This window comes from Microbacterium proteolyticum (genome assembly GCF_014192415.1).
GTDB lineage: Bacteria > Actinomycetota > Actinomycetes > Actinomycetales > Microbacteriaceae > Microbacterium > Microbacterium proteolyticum.
Genome location: NZ_JACHXY010000001.1, coordinates 234,267 through 255,416 on the forward strand (window position 1 = coordinate 234,267; position 21,150 = coordinate 255,416).

Below are 21,150 nucleotides of genomic sequence, written 5' to 3' on the forward strand. Positions count from 1 at the left end.
GCGCCCGTCCGGGTAGCGTGGACCTATGCGCTTCGCCCACGCCCAGTCCCAGGAAGGGGCCGAAGCCCCCCGTCTCGTCTCGGTGCACGACGAAGAGATCGTGTTCGTCGACGCGCTCTTCGACGGCGCACCCGCCACGCTCGAGCAACTGATCGCCGGCGGCGACGCCCTGCTCGATCTTGTGCGCGAGGCCGCGGCCTCGGCCCCGCGGCATCCGCTCTCCGGCATCCGGTACGCCTCGGCCGTCCTCGCTCCCCCCTCGATCCTCGCGGTGGGGCTGAACTACGCGGCCCACTCGGGCGAGCTCGGACTCAAGACCGACGCGGGGCCGACGGTGTTCGTGCTGTGGCCCAATTCCCTGACCGCGCACGAGGCGACCACCTCGTGGCCGCGCGCGCTCAGCGAGGCCGTCGACTACGAGGCCGAACTCGGCGTCATCATCGGCCGGCCCGGGCGCGACATCGCCGAGGCCGACGCGCTGCAGCACGTGTGGGGCTACACGGTGGTCAACGACATCACCGCCCGCAACATCCAGTTCTCCGAGGCGCAGTGGTCACGCTGCAAATCCTTCGACGGTTTCACCCCGACGGGACCGTTCGTGGTCACGGCCGACGAGATCCCCGACCCGCAAGATCTGCACATCTGGACCGTCGTCGACGGACACACCGTGCAGGATGCCAGCACCGGCCAGATGGTCCGATCGGTGGCGACGCTCATCCACAAGCTGTCCGAGTCGGTCACCCTCCTGCCGGGGACCCTCATCTCGACGGGCAGTCCCGGCGGCGCAGGCTACTCGCGCGACCCGCAGATCTTCCTCCGCGACCGCTCGACGGTGACCGTCGGCATCGACGGCATCGGCGAGCTGACGACCCACTGCCGGATCCTCGACTGAGGCGGCCCCGCCTCCGCGAGACCCCGTCGCGCCGACGGGTCGGACGCAGCACGCGGACGGGAGGTCGGCGCGAAGCTCTCTCGACAGTGCGGGAGGCGGCATCCATCACGAAGGGCCGGGACGCGTCGTCCCGGCCCTTCGTGGTTCAGCGGGTCACTCCTCCACGACGCTGTCCGCGGAGCGGACGATGGGGATCGCCGCGGTGACCGCCTGCAGGCCCGACAGGCGGGCCGGCGAGAGCTGCTTCGTGACCTCGTCGCGGGTCATCAAGCCCGCCTCCACGACGAGGTCGGCGACGTTGCGGTGCGTCAGCAGTGCGGTCTTGGCGAGGGCGGCGGACGCGGCGTAGCCGATGAACGGCGTGAGCGCGGTCACGACGCCGACCGAGGAACCGACCATCGCGCCCAGACGCTCGCGGTTCGCGGTGATGCCGTCGACGCAGTTGACGCGCAGCGTCCACATCGCCTGCCGCATCCACGTGATCGACTGGTAGATCGAGTGGGCGATCACCGGCTCGAAGGCGTTGAGCTGCAGCTGGCCGCCCTCGACGGCCATGGTCACCGTCATATCGGCCCCGACGACCGAGAAGGCCACCTGGTTCACGACCTCCGGGATCACCGGATTCACCTTGCCGGGCATGATGCTGGAACCGGCCTGGCGCGGCGGCAGGTTGATCTCACCGAGTCCCGCCTGCGGGCCGGAGGAGAGCAGGCGCAGGTCGTTGCAGATCTTCGACAGCTTGACGGCGTTGCGCTTGAGCGACGACGAGAACGACATGAAGGCACCGGTGTCGCTCGTCGACTCCACCAGGTCGGTCGCGGTCTCGAGGTCGAGGCCGGTGATGCCGCGGAGGTGGCGCAGCACCGCTCCCCCGTAGCCCGCGTGGGCGGTGATGCCCGTACCGATGGCGGTGGCGCCCATGTTGATCTCGTACATCAGGTAGGCGTTCTCGGTGAGGCGGCTGTAGTCCTCGCCGAGTGTCGTGGCGAAGCCGTGGAACTCCTGACCGAGCGTCATCGGCACCGCGTCCTGCAGCTGGGTGCGCCCGACCTTGAGCACGTCGTGGAACTCCTCGGCCTTCGCCAGGAACGACTTGCGCAGCAGTGCGAGCTCTTCGAGCAGACTCTGCAGTGTCAGCGCGAGACCGATCTTGATGGCCGTCGGGTAGACGTCGTTGGTCGATTGGCTGCGGTTGGTGTCGTCGATCGGGGAGAGGAAGGCGTAGTCGCCCTTCTCGCGGCCCGCCATCTCGAGGGCGATGTTGGTGATGACCTCGTTGGCGTTCATGTTCGTCGAGGTGCCGGCACCACCCTGGATGACCCCCACGGTGAACTCGTCGTGGAACTCGCCGTCGATGACGCGCTGGGCGGCGCGGTCGATGAGATCGGCCTTCGCCTCGTCGAGCACGCCGATCTCGCGATTGGCCCGGGCCGACGCCTGCTTGACCATCGCGAGGCCGCGCACGAGGTCGGGATACACCGAGATGGGGCGCTTGGCGATCGGGAAGTTCTCCAGCGCGCGGGCGGTGTGGATGCCCCAGTACGCGTCGGCGGGGATCTCGAGGGATCCCAGGGAGTCGGTCTCGGTACGGGTGCGAGTCATCGCGTCCAAAGCCATGGGTACGTCCTTGTGGGTGTCACGGCGAGCAGGGATGGCACGAGCCTAACGACCACCTCAGTCGGCGTCGGTGGCCGCGACGGCCTGCCGCCGTATCCGCACCGTCCCGTGCGTCTATTGCACGCTCGTCGCGAGCGCGCGTGCAGCCTTCCGGGCGCCTCGCGCGGGGTCGTGCGGCTCCCCCACTCACCGCTTGCGGGAGAACGCTTCGAGCCGCTCTTCTGCGGTCAGCGACGCCATGCGCGCCGTCCACTCGGGGGTGAAGAAACCCGCCGCCTCCGCATCGACGACGGGCACGACGGCGTGCGTGACGGTGTCGTCCCAGACGTGGACGAGGTGGAACGAGCGCCCGGCATCCATACCGTTGACCTCGTCGGCGGGGCGGGCGAGGTCCATCGTGTAACACGAGGCCGCGGCGACGTTCACGGGAACCCCGGCGAACGTACCCGACGTGGAGTAGTGCAGGTGGCCGGCGAGGATGGCCCGCACATCGCTCCCCCGGACAACCTCGGCAAGCCCGCTCTGATCGCGGAGCTCCAGGATGTCGAAGAACGGGATGTGCGTGGGCAGGGGCGGGTGATGGAGCGCGAGGATCGTGCCGAGTGGAGCCGGCTCGGCGAGTTCACCGCGGAGCCAGTCGAGCTGCGCGGCGTCGAGGTCGCCGTGGTGCCAGCCCGGCACCGTCGAGTCGAGGGCGATGAGCCGCAGTCCGCCGAGGTCCCACACCCCCGTCACGGGCTCATCGCTCGCCTCCGCGTCGAGGAGTTCGGCGCGCAGTGCGGGCCGCTCGTCGTGGTTGCCGGCCACCCAGACGACCGGCGCACCGAGGCGCGCAGCCCACGGCTCGACCTCGGCGCGGAGGGCCCGATACGCCTCGGGCTCGCCGAGGTCGGTCAGGTCGCCCGTGAACACCACGGCATCCGGACGCACACCGGTCGCCTCAGCGGCCTCGAGCGTGCGCCGCAGGTGTCGCGCGGTGTCGTAGCGCTCACCGAGCAGGCGATCGCCGCCCAGGAGATGGGTGTCGCTGAGGTGGAGGAGCACGCGCGCAGCGGGCGCGTGCTGACCGAAGTGCACGGATGCCATGTCCTCAGCCTAGGAGGGGGCTCCGACATCGCGTCCGGGGTCAGTGGTTGAACAGGATGAGCAGCAGAGCGCCGAGCACCGCCGACGCGCACACGGCGAAGCAGGCGTAGGCACCGAGGAGCGAGAGGCGCTTCTGCCCATCGCTCAGCGGATTCTTCCTCGCCGCCTTCGCCACCGCCTTCTCGCCGCGGCGGCGCTGCTTGTCGGTGAGCACGGTGATGGCATCCGTGAACTCCGCCGGGGTGACCAGCGGCGGGCGCCCGCCGCGCACGAGCAGGCGCAGGCCCAGCGCGTAGAAGGTGACGACGACAGACGCGCCCACGAGCGCGGCGACGAAGACCTGCAGGAACGCTGCCCAGTCGATGGCCATCAGGCGTCCTTCCCGACCTTGTCGCGGTCGAGGCGACGCTGATGGCGCGTCGGTCCGGGCTTGCGGGGCACCTTGACCGCCGCCCCCGAGTCGGCGACCTCGCTCATCGCGTTCGCCGACGTGACCGAATCGCGGCGCGAGCGTAGGAACAGACCCAGGATGATGACGACGGCGATCACCGCGTCGACGGCGACGCCCCAACCGCCCAGCCACACCACGATGAGAGCGGCCGCCGCCCCCACCGCACCCGCGGCGGGCAGCGTCAGTACCCAGCCGATCATGATGCGTCCGACGGTGTTCCACCGCACGGTCGATCCGCGGCGGCCGAGGCCCGATCCGATGACCGATCCCGAGGCCACCTGCGTCGTCGACAGCGCGAAACCGAGGGCGCTGGATGCCAGGATCGTCGCCGCCGTCGAGGTCTCGGCCGAGAAACCCTGTGCGGGTTTGACGTCGGTCAGGCCCTTGCCGAGCGTGCGGATGATGCGCCAGCCGCCCATGTAGGTGCCGAGCGCGATGGTGATGGCGCACGCGAAGATCACCCAGAGCTGCGGGTCGGGGTTCGCGCTGGACTGCCACCCGACGGCGATGAGGGCGAGGGTGATGACGCCCATCGTCTTCTGGGCGTCGTTCGTGCCGTGCGCCAGGGCCACGAGCGACGAGGTGAAGATCTGCCCCCAGCGGAAGCCGTCTCGTCCGTCGGCCTTGGCGTCGTGGCGACGGGTGACGCCGTAGGCGATCTTGGTCACGGTGAAGGCGATGATGCCCGCCGTGAGCGGAGCGATGAGCGCCGGCAGGATGACCTTGCTCAGCACGACGCCGGTGTCGATGGCGCTCGCGCCGACGCCCACCAGCGTCGCCCCGATCAGACCGCCGAAGAGGGCGTGCGACGAGCTCGACGGCAGACCGAGCAGCCACGTGAGCATGTTCCACGTGATCGCGCCGATCAGGCCGGCGAAGATGATCGGCGGGAAGATGTCGGGACTCAGCTGGTCTTCGCGGATCATGCCGCCCGAGATCGTCTTGGCGACCTCTGTCGACAGGAAGGCGCCGACCAGGTTGAGGCATGCGGCGAGGAGGACCGCCACCTTGGGCTTCAGCGCACCGGTCGCGATGGGCGTGGCCATCGCGTTCGCGGTGTCGTGGAAACCGTTGGTGAAGTCGAAGAAGAGTGCCAGCGCGATGACCAGCACGATGATGAGGGCTGCGCTCTCCACCGTTCGCTTTCCGTGAGAAGGAGGAAGGGATGCCGACGAGATCGGCGTGACGAACGAAGAGTTCACCTGGAGTTCGACACTCGTTCACCGAGGTCGCGTCGTCATCCTTTCATCGGTGGGGGCGGTGGTCAAACGCGCACGGCGTGCGCGGACCGGCCCGATGTCGCAACGGCGCACTACCGTGGAACGGTGACCGACCTCCAGCACCAGCCGACCGCACCCGTCACCGAACGCCGCTCCGCGGCGCGCACCCACCACGGCGACACCTTCGACGACCCGTACGAGTGGCTCCGCGCCAAAGACGACGCCGAGGTCGTCGCACACCTCGAGGCCGAGAACGCCTACACGTCGGCGCGCACCGCCCACCTCGCCCCGCTGCGCGACACGATCTTCGGCGAGATCAAGGGCCGCACCCTCGAGACCGACCTCTCCGTCCCCGCCCGCCGGGGCGACTGGTGGTACTACGGTCGCACTGTCGCGGGCGCGCAGTACGGCATCCAGTGCCGCGCTCCGCTGGACTCCCCCGACGACTGGACCCCGCCCACCCTCTCTCCCGACCGCCCCGTGCCCGGCGAGCAGGTGCTGTTCGACGGCAACGTCGAAGCCGAGGGCAACGAGTTCTTCTCGCTCGGCAGCTTCGAGATCTCCCACGACGGCACGCGCATGCTCTACGGCATCGACATCGCCGGCGACGAGCGCTACACCGTGCGCGTACGCGACCTCGTCACGGGCGAAACGCTGCCCGACGAGATCCCCGGCACCTTCTCGGGCGCATCGTTCTCGCCCGACGGCCGCTTCATCGTCTACACGACGGTCGATGACGCCTGGCGGCCCGACACCGTGTGGCTGCACGAGGTCGGCACCCCCGTCGACGCCGACGTGAAGCTCTTCCATGAGAGCGACGACCGCTACTGGGTGGGCGCCGACTTCACGCGCAGCGACCGCTACCTCGTCATCGAGATGGGGTCCTCGATCACCTCGGAGGAATGGCTTCTGGATGCCGACGACCTCCGCGGCGAGCCGCGCGTGGTGTGGCCGCGGCGCGAGGGCGTCGAATACTCGTCGTCGCACGCCGTCGTCGACGGCGAGGATGTGCTCTACATCCTGCACAACGACGGCGCGCTCGACTTCGAGCTCGTGCGGGTCTCGGCATCCGATCCTCAGGGCGCACGCCAGACCGTCATCCCGCACCGGACCGGCCACCGCCTGCTCGGCGTCGACACGTTCCGCGACTGGGGCGTCGTCGGCTACCGCCGCGACGGCCTCGCCCGCCTCGGCATGCTGTCGTACACCGACGGCACGGTCGACGAGATCTCGTTCGACGAGCCGCTGTACAGCGTCGGCACCGGCGGGAATCCCGAGTGGGCTCCTCCCGTGCTGCGGCTGGGCTACGGGTCGTTCGTCACTCCCGGTACCGTCTACGACTACGTCATCGACACGGGCGAACTGGTGCTCCGCAAGCGTCAGCCCGTGCTCGGCGGCTTCGATCCCGCCGACTACGGCCAGGCCCGCGTGTGGGCACCCGCCGACGACGGCACCCAGGTGCCGGTGTCACTGGTGTGGAAGCGCTCGTTCGGCGAGCCCGGGGCAAGCCCGCGACCGGTGCACCTGTACGGGTACGGCTCGTACGAGCACTCCATCGAGCCCGGCTTCTCGGTGGCCCGGCTGTCGATGCTCGACCGCGGTGTCGTCTTCGCCGTCGCCCACGTGCGCGGCGGCGGCGAGATGGGCCGGCAGTGGTACGAAGACGGCAAGCTCCTGGCCAAGCGCAACACCTTCACCGACTTCGTCTCGGCGGCACGTCACCTGGTCTCCGAGGGCTACACGACCCCCGACCGCATCGTCGCCGAGGGCGGCAGCGCCGGTGGGCTGCTGATGGGCGCCGTCGCCAACCTCGCCCCGGAGTTGTTCGCCGGCATCCTCGCCGACGTGCCCTTCGTCGACGCATTGACCACGATCCTCGACCCCTCGCTCCCCCTCACCGTCATCGAGTGGGACGAATGGGGCGACCCGCTGCACGACGCCGACGTGTACGCCTACATGAAGTCGTACTCGCCCTACGAGAACGTGCGCGAGGGCGTCGAGTACCCCCGCATGCTGGCGGTGACCTCCCTCAACGACACCCGCGTGCTGTACATCGAGCCGGCGAAGTGGGTCGCGCGCCTCCGCGAGGTCGGCGCAGACGCGCTGCTGAAGTGCGAGATGGTCGCCGGTCACGGAGGCGTCAGCGGCCGCTACAACGCCTGGCGCGAGCGAGCGTTCGAACTCGCCTGGCTGCTCGACGTGCTGGGCCTGGCGGAGTAGGCCCAGCCGCATCGTCACGGGAATGTCCCCTTCCGCGCAGGTTTCCCCCTCCGCAACTGCACATCGTGGGACGCGACAGGCAGCCCGCTCGACCACACCGTCTCAGCAGACGTGTTCCCTCTCGGGACGTGCGTCTCCCACGTCGTGCAGAAATGCGCCGGAAGACTGCACGGAGTACGACACGCGCCTCGCCGAAACAGCAGCAGACGCCCCGCACAGCGACGACGCCCCGCCCCGCGCGAGCGGGACGGGGCGTCGGAACCAACGCGCTCAGCCGAACAGCGCGGCGGCCTCTTCGTAGCGGTACAGCGGAACGCTGTTGAGCTCGCCGAGGGCGTCGGCGAAGGGGACGCGCACGATGTCGGTGCCGCGCATCGCGACCATCTGGCCCCAGGCTCCCTCCTGCAGAGCGTCGGCGGCGTGCAGCCCGAGGCGCGTGGCGAGCACGCGATCGAAGCCGGACGGCGAACCGCCGCGCTGGATGTGACCCAGGACGGTGGAACGCGTCTCGATGCCGGTCAGACGCTCGATCTCGGGCGCGAGCAGCTCGCCGATGCCACCGAGACGCGGGCGGTTGAAGGCGTCGAGGCCCTTGTCGCTGAAGGCTTCATCCATGCCGGTGAGTTTGAAACCCTCGGAGACGACGACCAGGGGCGCACGTCCGCGATCGTGGGCCCGGGTGACCTGCTCGACGATCTCGTCGATCGACATCGGGACCTCGGGGATGCAGATGACGTGCGCGCCCGCGGCGATACCCGCATGCAGGGCGATCCAGCCGACGTGCCGACCCATGACCTCGGCCACCATGCAGCGCTGATGCGAGTCGCCCGTGGTGCGGAGGCGGTCCATGGCATCTGTGGCGATGTTGACGGCGGTGTCGAAGCCGAACGAATAGTCGGTGGCGCGCAGGTCGTTGTCGATCGTCTTGGGGACGCCGAGCACGTTGATGCCGTCTTTCGACAGGCGGTCGGCTGCGGCGAGAGTGCCCTCGCCGCCGATGGCCAGGATGCCGTCGATCCGGTGCCCGTAGAGCGTCTTGGAGATGTTCTCGGCGCCGCCGCGCGCACCCTCGTACGGGTTGGTGCGGCTCGTGCCGAGGATGGTGCCGCCCACCTTGGACAGGCCCTTCACCTCATGGCGCGTGAGGGGGAAGAAGTCGCCGTCGACGACGCCACGCCACCCGTCGCGGATGCCGACGAATTCGATGTCGTAGTTGGTCGTGCCTTTGAGCACGACGCCACGGATGACCGCGTTCAGCCCGGGGCAGTCGCCGCCGCTGGTCAGGATGCCGATCTTCATGGGCAGAGTCCTCAAGTGCTGTGATTCGGGTGGAGGTGACGGCGCCGTTGCCGTCTTCGACCCTATCGCCGTGGGCCCGGGCGCTGCCACACGGTGACGACGCAGACGGCGAATGCCGCAGCCGCGACTCCGGAGCGCACTCGGCTCGCCGCTGCCGCCGAGCACAGGCGATCTCGCCGGAACGGGCCGTCCCCAGCGCGGCTCGCCCTGCTCTCAACCCATCCCAGTTCTTGCAACGTCCAGACGCGCTGGCCGGCGCTGCGAACGCACGAACGCCCCGGAGCCGAGGCTCCGGGGCGTCGCGCCAGCAGGATCAGGCCTTGCCGAGTGCCTGTCGCAGCAGGTGCATGAGCGCCGACAGCTGCACCGAGTCGCTCGAGCCGGGCTCGATCGACTGGCCGTCGAGGGCGCGCTGGGCGAGGCCCTCCTTCGAGTCGATGAGCTCGGCGATCTTCGTGTCGATCGTGTGCGCGGCGATGATGCGCCACGCGGTCACGGGCTCGCCCTGTCCGATGCGGTGCACGCGGTCGATGGCCTGCGTCTGCTCGGCGGCGGTCCACGACAGCTCGGCGAGCACCACGTTGGAGGCCGCCTGCATGTTCAGGCCGACACCTGCGGCGGTCAGCGAACACACCGCGATGCCCACGCCGGGGTCGCTGTTGAAGGCGTCGATGGCGGCCTGACGGGCGATCGATGTCTGCTCGCCGCGGACCGACACGGACTTCAGGCCGGAGGCCTTGAAGTGGGCCTCCGCGGCATCCATGACGTCGATGTGCTTGGCGAAGAACACGACCTTGCCGACCGAGCGCTGCAGCTGCACGGCGTAGTCGGCGGCGAGGTGCGCCTTGGCCTGACCGATGCGACGCACCATGGTGAAGACGTTCTCACTGCCCGAACCCGCGGCCTTGCTCTCTTCGAGCTCGCCGTGGGCGACGAGGCGCACGATGTCCTCGTCGATCGCGCCGGCGGCGAGACCTCGGTCGCCGCGCGCTTCGATGATGCGGCGGTACTTCGCTGCGAGGCGGGCGCCGAGCTCTCGCTCGGCCTGGCGGATCGAACGACCGAATTCGTCGTCGAGCTCGACGGGCAGGTCGGCGACCAGCTTGTCGGGCAGGTCGGCGGCGACGTCCTTCTTCTTGCGTCGCACGATGCCCATCGAGATCACGGCCTCGCGCGCCTCGGGGTAGAACGCCTTGTCGGCGGGCGTCAGGCCCGTGGCATCGAGTTTCTCCATCAGCTCGGGACCGGGCTTCTCGCCGTTGGTCCACCCGAGGAACCGCCAGATCGCGTCAAAGTCCTCGACGTCGTTGATCAGAGGCGTACCGGTGAGGGCGAGCATCAACGGATCTCGCGTCTGCTGACGGACACGTGACGCCAGGGCCAACACGTTCTGCGAGCGCTGCGACGTGAGGTTCTTGATGAAGTGCGCTTCGTCGACGACGACGCCCTTGAGCCCGATCGACGACAGCCATGACAGGTGCCGGTCGAGGATCTCGTAGTTGACGATGAAGATGTCGGCGAAGGCGTCGATGTCGGCGCCGCCGCCCGAGATGACGGTCGCGCGACGCTGCGGCGTCCAGCGCTGCACCTCGCGGGCCCAGTTCATCTTGACGACGTTGGGCACGACGACCAGAAGCGGGTACGCGTCGGCGACGCTGGCGGCGAGCACCGACTCGGCGGTCTTGCCGAGGCCGGGCTCATCGGCGAGCAGGAACGACCGGTGACCGGTGCGGACAGCCTCGAGGAAGCGCGACTGGTGCGGCATGACCTCGAGCCCGCGCGGCGACAGCCGGTCGAATTCGGGGACGGGCGGCAGCTCCATGCTCGCCGCGGAGCCTCCGGCGCCGATCTCGAACGCCTTGTAGAGGGGGCCCATGAGCTCCCATCCGTCGAGGCGGCGGCGCGGGGCGTCACCGCTCGTTCGCGGGGTGAGGTCGGGCGCGAGGAACGGGTTGGCCATCTGACGCGCCTCGATGGATGCCGGGATGACCTGCTTCTCGGCGAGGGACGCCGGCACCACGGGGGCGATCTTGGGCGCGTTGTCGGTGATGATGAGCTCGTCCGGCGGCAGTTCGGAGCCGGCCTCGAGCAGCCAGTCGCGACGCATGCGGCGGGCGACGGGAGAGGTGGCCTGATCGACCTCGAGCAACTGGATCAGCGAGGTGTCGCGCGCGGCCGTCTTGGCGAGGATCGTCGCGACCCCGTCGAGGCGCTTGAGCAGCTCGGCGCGGGCGGCGTCGGTGATCTCGGTGTCGGCCTTGACCCGGGCACGTTCCTCGCGCACGAGGAAGGCGATCACCTGGAACTTGACGCGGTTGGTGGGCCCGAGCTTGCCGCGCTGCGCCTTCGCCTCGACCTCGCGCACCTTGCGGGCGAGGATCGGGATGACGGGGGCTTCGTCGTCGCGTCGGGATGACGTGGTCTTTCTGCGCCGCTGGGTCGAGCTACGGGCGGCGGTTGCCGTGGTCGGCATGCTCCTCCTGAGCGTGTCGTCCGGGATCTCGTCCCGGAACGTTCCCGGCCGGGGCCGGTGGATCAGTGACCTCGGGAAATCGTCGCGCGAACCGCCGCCGAAGAAGCGGTGTCGGCGACCCGCATCGCGTCTACGCCGGAACGGCTCGCGAGAGCGCGGAAGTCGAGGTCCCGTCCATTCTAGCGGTCCCCTGCGGTTTGCTCGCGTATCGCGCCGGATCTGTGCAGAAAGGGGCCGGGGCCCGTCGCGCCGGCTGCGCGCGAGCACCCGGCCCGGTGTCAGCCCGCGCGTCGCAGGCGCAGGCTGTTCAGCACGACGAACACGCTCGAGAACGCCATCGCCGCGCCCGCGATCATGGGGTTGAGCAACCCCAGCGCCGCCAGCGGGAGAGCTGCGACGTTGTACGCGAACGCCCAGAAGAGGTTGCCGCGGATCACCCGCATCGTGCGCCGGCTGAGGCGTACGGCGGTGACGATACCGCGCGGGTCGTCGCGCATGAGAGCCACGTCGCTCGCGTGCAGCGCGGCATCCGTTCCGCCCCCCATGGCGATCCCCAGGTCAGCGGATGCCAGCGCGGCGGCGTCGTTGACCCCGTCGCCGACCATCGCCACCGTGCGTCCTTCGGCTCGCAGGGCCGTGATCTCGGCGACCTTGCCCTCGGGCAGCACCCCCGCGCGCACCCGCTCGATGCCGAGCTCGGCAGCGACGGCACGGGCGACGTGCTCGTTGTCACCGGTGAGGAGCACGGGTTCGAGTCCCATCGCCCGCAGTTCCGCGACGGCGGCGGCGCTCTCGGGACGCACCGTGTCGGCGACCTCGATCACCGCCCGCGCGCGCATCCCGCCCCCATCGGCCCACCCGGCCACCACGACGGTGCCCCGCTGTTCACCGTCGGCGACCGCCGCAGCCAGGGCGGGGGACAGCGGCGCGCCGAGGCTCGCTGCGAGCGCCGGGCGACCGGCGAAGACACGCACGCCGTCGATGTGGCCGATGATCCCCCGGCCCGGGAGCGCGTCGAGGTCGGAGGCCACCGGCCCCTCCCCCGCCGCCGCGACGATGGCGTACGCGACGGGGTGCTCCGAGCCGCGCTCGACGGCGGCGATCAGGCGGAGCGCCTCGGCGGCATCCGCTCCCTCGTCCACCGTGACGGCGGTGACGCTCATCCGCCCCGCCGTGAGCGTGCCGGTCTTGTCGAGCACGATGGTGTCGATGCGCTCGGCCGACTCCAGGGCCGCGGGTCCCGTGACGAGGATGCCGAGCTGCGCACCCCGGCCGGTGCCCACGAGGATCGCGATGGGCGTGGCCAGGCCCAGGGCGCACGGGCACGCGATGATCAGCACCGCCACCGCGGCCGTGAAGCCGGCGGCGAGGGGTTGGCCTGCGACGATCCAGGCGATCAGCGTCAGCGCCGCCAGCACGATGACCACGGGGACGAAGACGCCCGAGATGCGGTCGGCGAGGCGCTGCACACGGCTCTTGCCGAGCTGCGCGTCCTCGACCAGGCGCGCGATACGCGCCAGGCGCGTCTCCTCGCCCACACCGGTCGCGCGCACGACGAGTCGGCCTCCCGAGGCGATGGTGCCGCCCGTCACGCTCGACCCCGGTCCCACGTCGACCGGCATCGACTCCCCCGTCAGCATGCTCTCGTCGACCGAGGCGCGTCCGTCGATCACGACGCCGTCGGTGGCGACGGTCGCGCCCGGCCGCACGACGAAGTCGTCCCCACCGCGAGGGAGGCGGTGTCGATGCGACGCCCGTCGGCGAGCTCGGCCTCGTGCGCGCCGAGGTCGAGCAGGGCGCGCAGCGCCGCACCCGCGCGGTGCGTGGAGCGCTGCTCGATGACGCGGCCGAGCAGCAGGAAGACGGTCACCGCGGCGGCGACCTCGAAGTACACGACGGAGGTGGCGTCGTGGACGGGTCCGAACAGCATCACCTCGTGCCGGATGCCGATGCGCCCCGCGCTCCCGAAGACGAGCGCCCAGACGCTCCAGAGGTACGCCGCGAACGTGCCGAGCGTGATGAGGGTGTCCATCGTGGCGGCTCCGTGCCGCGCATTGCGCAGCGTCGCCCGGTGGAAGGGCCAACCGCCCCACAGCACGATCGGCGTCGCGAGAGCGAGCGAGACCCACTGCCAGCCCGGGAACTGCCAGGCCGGGATCATGCCGAGCGCCACGACCGGCACGGCGAGCGCGAGCGAGACCCGCAGCCGCACGCGCAGCGGCGTCGCGCCGGGTGCGTCGGCGGTGTCGTGCACGTGTCCCTCGTGCTGTGCGTCAGCGGGGTGCGCATCCGCGGGGCGCGCATCCGCGAGCTGTCCGGCGGCTGCCGCATCCGTGGACGACGCAGCCACGTGATGAGCGTCGGTGGCAGGCCTCCCGTCGAGCGAGTCGGACGCCGCGCGGCCGGTCGCCGGGGCCGCGACCGACTCGACGCTGCGACCCGTCGCGGCGTCGATCTCGCCGCTGGGTGCCGGCACGGCGACCGGATGGGCCGACCGGGTGCCGGCATCCGCGATGCCCGCAGCCGTGGCGGGTGCGACGCGCGGCGGGGGTACGGGGGTGGTCGCGGGGACCCGGGCCGCCCTCGTGCGAACGGTGGCGTCGTACCCGGCGGCACGGACCGCATCGATCAGCGCGGTGGTGTCGAGCCCTGCCGGGTAGCGCACGCGGGCCGTCTCGGTCGCGAGATTCACGGCGGCTTCGACCCCCTCCACTCGGCCGAGTCGTTTCTCGACGCGGGCGACGCAGCTCGCGCAGGTCATGCCCTCGATGTCGAGCACCGCCTCGGCCGCGGGTGCGGTGGCATCCGTGTTCTTGCTCATGGCTTCTCCTTCGGTCACCCCGTCAGGAACAGCATACCCCCTGGGGGTATTCCGTGAACGGCCCACGACATGCGGGACTGCCCCGTCCCACCGGACCGCCAGCCCTATCCCGCTCCGGCCGCACGACCCTACTCTGGGACGATGGCTGAGACGATGACCCGCGAGCAGCGCACGGTGCTGACCATCGCGGTGCTGGCCTCTTTCGTGTCGTTCCTCGACGGCACCGTCGTCAACGTCGCCCTTCCCGCCATCGCCGGTGAACTCGGCGGCGGCCTCTCGACCCAACAGTGGGTCGTCGACGCCTATCTCGTGACCCTCGGCGCCTTCATCCTCGTCGCCGGCTCGCTCAGCGACGTGTTCGGACGCGTGGTCGTGCTGCGCGTCGGTCTCATCGGCTTCGGTATCACCTCGGTCGCCATCGCCGCGGCGCCCACGGCGGAGTTCCTCATCGTGGCGCGCGCAGTGCAGGGCATCGCGGGAGCACTACTGGTGCCCAGCTCGCTCGCCCTGATCACCTCCACCTTCCGCGGGCCCGCACAGGCCCGCGCTATCGGCATCTGGACCGGGGCCACGACCGTCGCGATCATCGCCGGCCCCTTGATCGGCGGCATCTTCGTCGACACGCTGTCGTGGCGCCTGGCGTTCCTGGTGAACGTGGTGCCGATCGCGGTGACGATGTGGCTCCTCGTGCGCCTCGGGCACCGCGACCACCGTCGTCCCGGCGCGCGCGTCGACATCGTCGGGGCCGTGCTGTGCGCCGTCGGCCTGGGCGGCGTCGTCTTCGCCCTGATCGAGCAACCGAACCTCGGGTGGGCGTCGCCCGTGATCTGGCTGCCGGGACTCATCGGCGCCGCCGCCTTCATCGGCTTCATCGTGCGTCAGCGCCTCGCCCGCGATCCGATGATGCCGCTCGACCTCTTCCGCGCACGCAATTTCTGGGCGGGCAATCTCGCCACCGTTTTCGTCTACGCCGCGCTCTCTCTCAACGGCTTCGTCGTGAGCGTGTACCTGCAGCAGGGCGCCGGCCTCTCCGCGACCCTCGCAGGCCTCGCCTCGCTGCCCAGCACCCTCCTCATGATCCTGTTGAGCTCGCGCATGGGCGCCCTGGCCGGGCGCTACGGTCCGCGGCTGTTCATGACCCTCGGGCCGGTCCTGATGGCGCTCGGGTCGCTTCTGCTACTGAGCGTCCGCGACGACTTCGACTACTGGACGCAGGTGCTCCCCGGCATCGTCGTCTTCGGCCTGGGCCTGACCGTGACCGTCTCGCCGCTGACCGCGGCCGTGCTGGGTGCGATCGAGACCGAGCGGTCGGGAATCGCGTCGGCCGTGAACAACGCCGTTTCCCGCGTCGCCGGGCTGCTGGCGATCGCGGCGGTCTCGGCGGTCGTCGGCGGGTCGCTCGACCTCGACGGGTTCCACCGCGCCGCCATCGTCACCGCCGCACTGATGCTGCTCGGAGCTGCGGCGTCGTTCGTCGGCATCCGCAATCACCTGTCGCGGACGGACTGATCCGACGCGGCGCCGTTCCGAGTCCCTTCGGTGCCCGCCCCGACCCGCGACATCGGTTCGCGCGGGTGGACCCCCTCACGGATGCCGCGACTCGACGACGGAGCCGGCGGCGGGCGCGAGGGGCAATCAGCGGAGGAGCGCGCGCGTGCGCTCCACGTCGTCGGCCATCTGCACCAGCAGCGCGTCGATCCCGTCGAAGGCGGTCATGCCGCGGACACGCTCGACGAAGCGCACCTCGACGTGGTGTCCGTAGAGGTCGAGCCCCGTCTCATCCAGGACGTACGCCTCGACCTGCCGGGAGTGGACATCATCGAACGTGGGGTTGGTGCCGACGCTGATCGCGGCGGGGTAGCTGATGCGGCGCGCGCCGTCGACATCGACGAGCCAGCCGGCGTATACACCGTCGGCCGGCACGAAGCCCTCGAGGTCTTGCGACAGGTTCGCCGTCGGGTATCCGAGATCCCGTCCGCGTTTCAGCCCGTGCACGACCTCGCCCCACACCGACGGGGCTCGCCCCAGGAGGCGTGCGGCGGTGGTCACATCGCCGGCCGACAGCGCCTCGCGGATCCACGTCGACGACACGCGCCGGTCGGCGTGCACGGCGCGCACGTCATCGACCACGTCGACGCGGAAACCGTGCTCCGCGCCCATCCGCTCGAGCAGGGCCGGATCGCCCGCGCCGCCCGCGCCGAAGCGGAAGTCGCGCCCGACGAGCACCGTGCGCGCCCGGAGGGCGTCGACCAGGATGCTGCGGACGAACTCCTCCGCGGCGATGGACGCCAGCGCGTCGTCGAAGGTGAGGAGCAGGGTGGCATCCACTCCGGCACGTTCGAGGAGCTCGAGCTTCTGGTGCGGTCCGATCACGTCGGGCGGGCAGCGTTCGGGCTTCAGCACGCTGAGCGGGTTGCGGTCGAAGGTCACCGCCACGACCCGCGACCCGTCGGACGCATCGACGCGGGCCCGGTCGATCACGGCGCGGTGGCCGGTGTGGACGCCGTCGAACTTGCCGATCGCCACCACCGACGGACCGAAGTCGGCGGGGACCTCGGCGGGATCGCGGAACACGATCATGTCGTCGCCCGGCGGTGGCGCATCAACCACCACAGGCCGAGGAAGGGAAGGACCAGCGGGATGAACAGGTAGCCGTAGCCGTACACCGACCAGACCGTGGGGTGCTGGAACAGCGCGGGGTCGACCAGGCTCAGCGTGCCCACGACGAGCACGCCGACGAGCTCGAAGCCGATCGCGATCCATGCGACGCGGTACCAGGCGGGCCGCGCCGAGAAGATCAGGGCGAGCGTCGCGAGGATGTAGACGACAGCGGCGAGCGCCGACAGCGAATACGCCAACGGGGCGTCGTCGAACTCGCGGGCGATCTGCACGAAGGAGCGGCCCGTGGCGGCGAGCGCCATGATGCCGTAGACGACGACGAGGACACGGCCGATGCCGGTCATCCCCCGGGTGCGGGTGGGAGTGGTGGATGCCATGACCCCTCGATTCTAGTTCTCCGGCGCCCGGGCCGAGCGGTGCGCCCGTGTCACGGCATCCGCGAACCCGTCAGGCGATCTGCACCGTCCAGATCACGTGCATGCGCCACACCATCACGGCGACCGCGAGGGCGGCGACGCCCATGATGACGGTGCTCCAGCGGCTGCGTTCGATCAGCGCCCACGCGACTCCCGCGACCGGCACCAGCGCCGCCGAGACCAGGTAGGTCCAGAACTCCAGCAGGCTGCCCGACGGCGGGTTGCCCGCGAACGGGGCGATGAGCGCCACGACGATCTGCACGACGAGCAGAAGCTCGATGAGCGCGAGGGATCCGACCGTCACGTCTCCCGGCCGGCGGCCGACGAGTCCCGCGATGACGGCGACGGTCCCGGCCAGCACCGCGATGCCCACCTGCGCGAGGGTGAACCACAGGATCATCGGTCGACCTCCTCGGGCATGTTCATGACGCTCTTGAGCTGCGCCCCGCGCTTCTCGACGATGCCGATCAGCCGGCCGTCGGGGTCGATCGCGGCGGCCACGGCTCCGGTGAGGCGACCTCCCCCGTCGATGCGCTTCCCGTGGCGGAGGTCCCGCGCCTCGTCCGCCCCGACGGCGAGGGCGCCGACCACCACGGCCGCGGCTGTCGCCGGTTCGATGAGGGCGTCTTCGGCGATGTCGTCGACGGATGCCGCGGCGGCCACCTCGAACGCCCCGATGCGCGTGCGACGCAGCATCGTCAGGTGCCCGCCGACGCCGAGCGCGCGCCCGAGGTCGCGGGCGAGGGCGCGGATATAGGTGCCGCTCGTGCAGTCGACGACGACATCGAGCGCGATGACACCGTCGCCTCGGCGCACAGCGCGGACGTCGAAGCGCGACACCGTCACGCGTCGGGCCTTCAGCTCGACCTCCTCGCCGGCCCGGGCGAGGTCATAGGCGCGGCGGCCTCCGACCTTGATCGCCGAGACCGTGCTCGGCACCTGCTCGATCTCGCCGGTGAGTGCGGCGATCCCCGCGGCGATCGCCTCGTCGGCGACCGCGGCCACGGCCGTGGCATCCGCCCGCTCCGTCTCGACCCCGTCGGCGTCGTCGCTGTCCGTGGCGATACCGAGCACGATCGTCGCCTCGTACGTCTTGTCGGCGCCGACGATGTAGGTCAGCAGCCGTGTGGCGCCCTCGACGCCGAGCACCAGCAGACCCGTGGCCATGGGGTCGAGCGTGCCCGCGTGCCCGATCTTGCGGGTACCGAGCGCGCGACGTGCGCGCGAGACGACGTCATGGCTGGTGATGCCCCCCGGCTTGTCGACCAGGAGGATGCCGGCACGGACCATCAGCAGAAGTCTCCGAAGACCTGCACGGGGTGGGCCGGGTCGGAGTTCTCGACGATGACGGAGGCGGCAGCCTTCGGCCGCGTCGTGCGCAGGTAGTGCTTCTCGGCATCCGGAAGCTCCGGACGCGGGGCGCCGATCGGCGGATTGCTCTCGAGCCAGACGGAGAAGTTCCACAGACCCCGCACGTCGGTGGTGTGCAGGAAGCGTCCCGAGACGACGAGCACCGCGTCGGCGGGGGCGACATCGCCCGGACCGAACGGTTCGCCCGCACGGAAGGGGGCGATCAGACTCTCACGGGCGTGCGGCGCGCCGTCAGCCAGGGCGACGCGGTATGCGGTGGTCCCCTCCTGCTCGACGGCCGCCGCGAAGGCATCCGCGAAGGCACCGGCCGCTCCGCTGTCCAGCGCGTCGATGGCGACCACGACGCGCCCCGCGCGGCTGTTCTGCCGCATCAGGCCGAGCAGACTCCGCTGCAGGTCACGGGCGGTGTTCTCGGACGACGACATGCTCCCAGCCTACTTTCGCCGACGCGGGTCCGCCCCGCGGCATCCGGTCACCTCGCGTCGGGCTCGCCGCCCACCGCCGTGCGCGCCGCCGGTCCCGGCTCGGCGTTGCGCGGTGCACGCCGCCGCGGCCGGCTCGGCGTCGCGCGGAACGCGAACGCGTGCGAGAAACGCGATCCGCCGGAAGAAACGGCGGGACGAAGCGTTTCCACCCGCCGATCGCGTTTCTCACGACGTTCAGCGCCGCCGCCGCGCCGCCGCCGCTCCGCCACCGCGCCGCTGCCGCTCCGCCACCCACCGACGCCTCGTGAGCCCGCCCCGCCCCCGCCCCGCCCCCTCCGCCCCCTCCGCCCCCTCATCGAGAAACGCCATCCGCCGGAAGAAACGCCCCGACGAAGCGTTTCCACCCGCCGATCGCGTTTCTCGATGCGAAGCCGCGAGCGCGGACGCCCGCACGCACTCGTAGGCTGGACGGATGCCAGGACTCGCCGCCCCGCTCATCGCCTGGTACGGCCAGGCGGCGCGCGACCTCCCCTGGCGACGCGAGGGGTTCGGGGCGTGGGGCACGCTCGTCAGCGAATTCATGCTGCAGCAGACCCCCGTCGCGCGGGTCATCCCGCACCTCGAGGCCTGGCTCACGCGGTGGCCGACCCCGTCGGACCTGGCCGCCTCGTCCCCCGGCGACGCGGTGACCCAGTGGGCCAACCTCGGCTACCCCCGTCGGGCGCTGTGGCTGCACCGAGCCGCGGTCGAGATCCGCGATCGGCATGACGGGGTCGTGCCGCGCGAGGTCGAGGCTCTGCTCGCGCTCACCGGCATCGGCGACTACACCGCTCGCGCGGTGGCGGTGTTCGCGTACGGGGATCGGCATCCGGTCGTCGACACGAACACGCGCCGGGTGCTGGCGCGCGCCGTCGATGGAGCCGCACAGCCCGGCCCGCCCCACCGCCGCGACCTCGTGGCGATGGCGGCGGAACTCCCCGACGACGTCGCCGAGGCGGCCGTCGTCAACGCCGCCGCGATGGAGCTGGGTGCGATCGTCTGCACCGCCCGATCGCCGAAGTGCGAGCTCTGCCCGCTCGCGGGGCAGTGCGCATGGCGCGCGGCGGGGTATCCGGAGTCCGAGGATCGCCGCCGCAAGCAAGCGACCTACGAGGGCAGCGACCGGCAGGCGCGCGGCGCGGTGCTGAGAGTGCTCCGCGACGCCGCGCCCTGCCCCGTGCAGCTGGTCGCCGTTCTGCCCGACTGGCCGGACGCCGCCCAGCGCGATCGCGCGATCGACTCGCTCGTGACCGACGGCCTCGCCGAGGCGTTCGACGGCATCCTGCGTCTCCCGGGCCATCCGGCATCCTGATTCCGGGGTTTCACGTCCCACGTCCCGCGGCTCACGTTCGCGGCACACAACCCCCGCGGGGGGAGGGCGCTGCTACGGCATCGGTACGGGGCGTCGATCGGCCGCGCCGGATGGGAGCAGGGCAGGCTCACGTGCCCAGCGATCAGCAGATCGCGCGCCTCCCCTGCACACCGCCTGCAATGAAATCATGCGATGCACGGGACAACCCGTCGGTCCCGAAGGTGCCGGACGTGTGCGCCCCGGTGACGACGAACGGCCGGATGCCACCCGCTCGGGGTGGGCATCCGGCCGTCGAAGCCAGCGGGCTCAGGCCCGCGTGCCGTCCTCGTCATCGTCGTCGACGACGTCGTCCTCGTCGAGGTCGTCGTCGTCGTCTTCGGTGTCGCGCGGCTTCACGTACGGGTCGGCGTCACCGGCGTACGCGGCCGATGCCGCGAGTCCCGCGACCGACTCGTCGCGCTCACGCGCTTCGCGCAGGAGCGCCGCGATGTGATCGGCGTTCTCGGGGATCGCGTCGAGGATGAACTCGAGCGACGGGGTGAGACGCGTGTTGAGGTTCTTTCCCACCTCGCTGCGCAGCATGCCGGTCGCCGACTTCAATGCCGCCGCGGTGTCGTTGCGGTGCGCCTCGTCGCCCATGACGGTGTAGAACACCGACGCGTGCTGGAGGTCGCCGGTGACGCGGACGTCGGTGATCGTCACGAATCCGAGCCGCGGGTCGCGCAGCCCCTTCTCGAGCCGCTCAGCGAGCACCACGCGAATGCGGTCGGCCACACGGGCCTGTCGTTCCCCTGCCACTGCCTTCTCCTTTTGTCTTCATACCGCCACGAGTCGAGCGCCCCGCGGCTCATTGCCGGGTGGGGGGCACGTCGCGGGGCAACTGCACCAG

General features: G+C 70.8%; 16 protein-coding genes and 1 pseudogene. 4 read left to right on the forward strand and 13 right to left on the reverse strand.

The features are described from left to right. Positions 1–25: 25 nt before the first annotated feature. Positions 26–892: a fumarylacetoacetate hydrolase family protein gene (locus FHS07_RS01170; RefSeq protein ID WP_183418089.1), complete on the forward strand. Its 867-nt coding sequence runs from the start codon at positions 26–28 to the stop codon at positions 890–892. Positions 893–1,045: 153 nt separating this feature from the next. Here FHS07_RS01170 and FHS07_RS01175 read toward each other — a convergent pair whose 3' ends face one another. The 4 genes from FHS07_RS01175 to FHS07_RS01190 all read right to left on the reverse strand — a co-directional run bounded on the left by FHS07_RS01175 (position 1,046) and on the right by FHS07_RS01190 (position 5,182). Beyond that, a complete protein-coding gene (locus FHS07_RS01175) occupies positions 1,046–2,509 on the reverse strand; it encodes an aspartate ammonia-lyase (RefSeq protein WP_183418090.1) in 1,464 nt (487 codons plus the stop codon). A 186-nt stretch (positions 2,510–2,695) separates the two neighbouring features. Then, positions 2,696–3,595: a phosphodiesterase gene (locus tag FHS07_RS01180; RefSeq protein ID WP_183418091.1), complete on the reverse strand. Its 900-nt coding sequence runs from the start codon at positions 3,593–3,595 to the stop codon at positions 2,696–2,698. Positions 3,596–3,635: 40 nt separating this feature from the next. Next, a complete protein-coding gene (locus FHS07_RS01185) occupies positions 3,636–3,965 on the reverse strand; it encodes a peptidase (RefSeq protein ID WP_183418092.1) in 330 nt (109 codons plus the stop codon). Beyond that, the gene (locus FHS07_RS01190; protein WP_183419359.1) at positions 3,965–5,182 is read right to left on the reverse strand and encodes an inorganic phosphate transporter; all 1,218 of its coding nucleotides are present in this window, start codon (positions 5,180–5,182) and stop codon (positions 3,965–3,967) included. The genes FHS07_RS01185 and FHS07_RS01190 overlap by 1 nt, the downstream gene beginning before the upstream one ends. Before the next feature lie 189 nt (positions 5,183–5,371). On the opposite strand from FHS07_RS01190, the gene FHS07_RS01195 reads away from it, so the two are divergent. Further along, complete coding sequence (locus FHS07_RS01195; RefSeq protein WP_183418093.1) at positions 5,372–7,486, forward strand: prolyl oligopeptidase family serine peptidase; 2,115 nt, start codon at positions 5,372–5,374, stop codon at positions 7,484–7,486. 270 nt (positions 7,487–7,756) lie between these two features. On the opposite strand, the gene FHS07_RS01200 is transcribed toward FHS07_RS01195, so the two are convergent. The 3 genes and pseudogenes from FHS07_RS01200 to FHS07_RS01210 form a co-directional block, all read right to left on the reverse strand. Further along, positions 7,757–8,785: a 6-phosphofructokinase gene (locus tag FHS07_RS01200; protein ID WP_183418094.1), complete on the reverse strand. Its 1,029-nt coding sequence runs from the start codon at positions 8,783–8,785 to the stop codon at positions 7,757–7,759. Between the two features lie 313 nt (positions 8,786–9,098). Next, positions 9,099–11,258 carry a DEAD/DEAH box helicase gene (locus FHS07_RS01205; protein WP_183418095.1) on the reverse strand — a complete coding sequence of 720 codons (2,160 nt, stop codon included), beginning with the start codon at positions 11,256–11,258 and terminating at the stop codon, positions 9,099–9,101. Between the two features lie 278 nt (positions 11,259–11,536). Next, a pseudogene (locus FHS07_RS01210) lies at positions 11,537–14,019 on the reverse strand (heavy metal translocating P-type ATPase). Between the two features lie 201 nt (positions 14,020–14,220). On the opposite strand from FHS07_RS01210, the gene FHS07_RS01215 reads away from it, so the two are divergent. Continuing rightward, on the forward strand, positions 14,221–15,588 hold the full coding sequence (locus FHS07_RS01215) for an MFS transporter (RefSeq protein WP_183418096.1): 1,368 nt from the start codon (positions 14,221–14,223) through the stop codon (positions 15,586–15,588). A 126-nt stretch (positions 15,589–15,714) separates the two neighbouring features. Here the strand turns inward: FHS07_RS01215 and FHS07_RS01220 are convergent, their stop codons facing one another. From FHS07_RS01220 to FHS07_RS01240, 5 genes are all read right to left on the reverse strand, one after another. Further along, positions 15,715–16,659 carry a bifunctional riboflavin kinase/FAD synthetase gene (locus tag FHS07_RS01220; RefSeq protein WP_183418097.1) on the reverse strand — a complete coding sequence of 315 codons (945 nt, stop codon included), beginning with the start codon at positions 16,657–16,659 and terminating at the stop codon, positions 15,715–15,717. After that, complete coding sequence (locus tag FHS07_RS01225) at positions 16,656–17,075, reverse strand: hypothetical protein (RefSeq protein WP_058232245.1); 420 nt, start codon at positions 17,073–17,075, stop codon at positions 16,656–16,658. Before FHS07_RS01225 ends, FHS07_RS01220 begins: the two co-directional genes overlap by 4 nt. Before the next feature lie 70 nt (positions 17,076–17,145). Next, positions 17,146–17,514: a hypothetical protein gene (locus FHS07_RS01230; protein ID WP_183418098.1), complete on the reverse strand. Its 369-nt coding sequence runs from the start codon at positions 17,512–17,514 to the stop codon at positions 17,146–17,148. After that, complete coding sequence (truB, locus tag FHS07_RS01235; protein WP_183418099.1) at positions 17,511–18,404, reverse strand: tRNA pseudouridine(55) synthase TruB; 894 nt, start codon at positions 18,402–18,404, stop codon at positions 17,511–17,513. The genes FHS07_RS01230 and truB overlap by 4 nt, the downstream gene beginning before the upstream one ends. After that, the gene (locus FHS07_RS01240; RefSeq protein WP_183418100.1) at positions 18,404–18,910 is read right to left on the reverse strand and encodes a nucleoside/nucleotide kinase family protein; all 507 of its coding nucleotides are present in this window, start codon (positions 18,908–18,910) and stop codon (positions 18,404–18,406) included. The genes truB and FHS07_RS01240 overlap by 1 nt, the downstream gene beginning before the upstream one ends. 472 nt (positions 18,911–19,382) lie before the next feature. On the opposite strand from FHS07_RS01240, the gene FHS07_RS01245 reads away from it, so the two are divergent. Then, positions 19,383–20,261, forward strand: a complete 879-nt coding sequence (locus tag FHS07_RS01245; RefSeq protein WP_183418101.1) for an A/G-specific adenine glycosylase — start codon at positions 19,383–19,385, stop codon at positions 20,259–20,261. A gap of 306 nt (positions 20,262–20,567) precedes the next feature. On the opposite strand, the gene rbfA is transcribed toward FHS07_RS01245, so the two are convergent. After that, the gene (gene rbfA, locus FHS07_RS01250; protein WP_183418102.1) at positions 20,568–21,059 is read right to left on the reverse strand and encodes a 30S ribosome-binding factor RbfA; all 492 of its coding nucleotides are present in this window, start codon (positions 21,057–21,059) and stop codon (positions 20,568–20,570) included. Positions 21,060–21,150 lie beyond the last annotated feature (91 nt).

Coding starts and splice junctions, on each gene's coding strand:
- FHS07_RS01170 (WP_183418089.1), top strand. CDS start 26: ATGCGCTTCGCCCACGCCCAGTCCCAGGAAGGGGCCGAAGCCCCCCGT.
- FHS07_RS01175 (WP_183418090.1), bottom strand. CDS start 2,509: ATGGCTTTGGACGCGATGACTCGCACCCGTACCGAGACCGACTCCCTG.
- FHS07_RS01180 (WP_183418091.1), bottom strand. CDS start 3,595: ATGGCATCCGTGCACTTCGGTCAGCACGCGCCCGCTGCGCGCGTGCTC.
- FHS07_RS01185 (WP_183418092.1), bottom strand. CDS start 3,965: ATGGCCATCGACTGGGCAGCGTTCCTGCAGGTCTTCGTCGCCGCGCTC.
- FHS07_RS01200 (WP_183418094.1), bottom strand. CDS start 8,785: ATGAAGATCGGCATCCTGACCAGCGGCGGCGACTGCCCCGGGCTGAAC.
- FHS07_RS01205 (WP_183418095.1), bottom strand. CDS start 11,258: ATGCCGACCACGGCAACCGCCGCCCGTAGCTCGACCCAGCGGCGCAGA.
- FHS07_RS01215 (WP_183418096.1), top strand. CDS start 14,221: ATGGCTGAGACGATGACCCGCGAGCAGCGCACGGTGCTGACCATCGCG.
- FHS07_RS01220 (WP_183418097.1), bottom strand. CDS start 16,659: ATGATCGTGTTCCGCGATCCCGCCGAGGTCCCCGCCGACTTCGGTCCG.
- FHS07_RS01225 (WP_058232245.1), bottom strand. CDS start 17,075: ATGGCATCCACCACTCCCACCCGCACCCGGGGGATGACCGGCATCGGC.
- FHS07_RS01230 (WP_183418098.1), bottom strand. CDS start 17,514: ATGATCCTGTGGTTCACCCTCGCGCAGGTGGGCATCGCGGTGCTGGCC.
- truB (WP_183418099.1), bottom strand. CDS start 18,404: ATGGTCCGTGCCGGCATCCTCCTGGTCGACAAGCCGGGGGGCATCACC.
- FHS07_RS01240 (WP_183418100.1), bottom strand. CDS start 18,910: ATGTCGTCGTCCGAGAACACCGCCCGTGACCTGCAGCGGAGTCTGCTC.
- FHS07_RS01245 (WP_183418101.1), top strand. CDS start 19,383: ATGCCAGGACTCGCCGCCCCGCTCATCGCCTGGTACGGCCAGGCGGCG.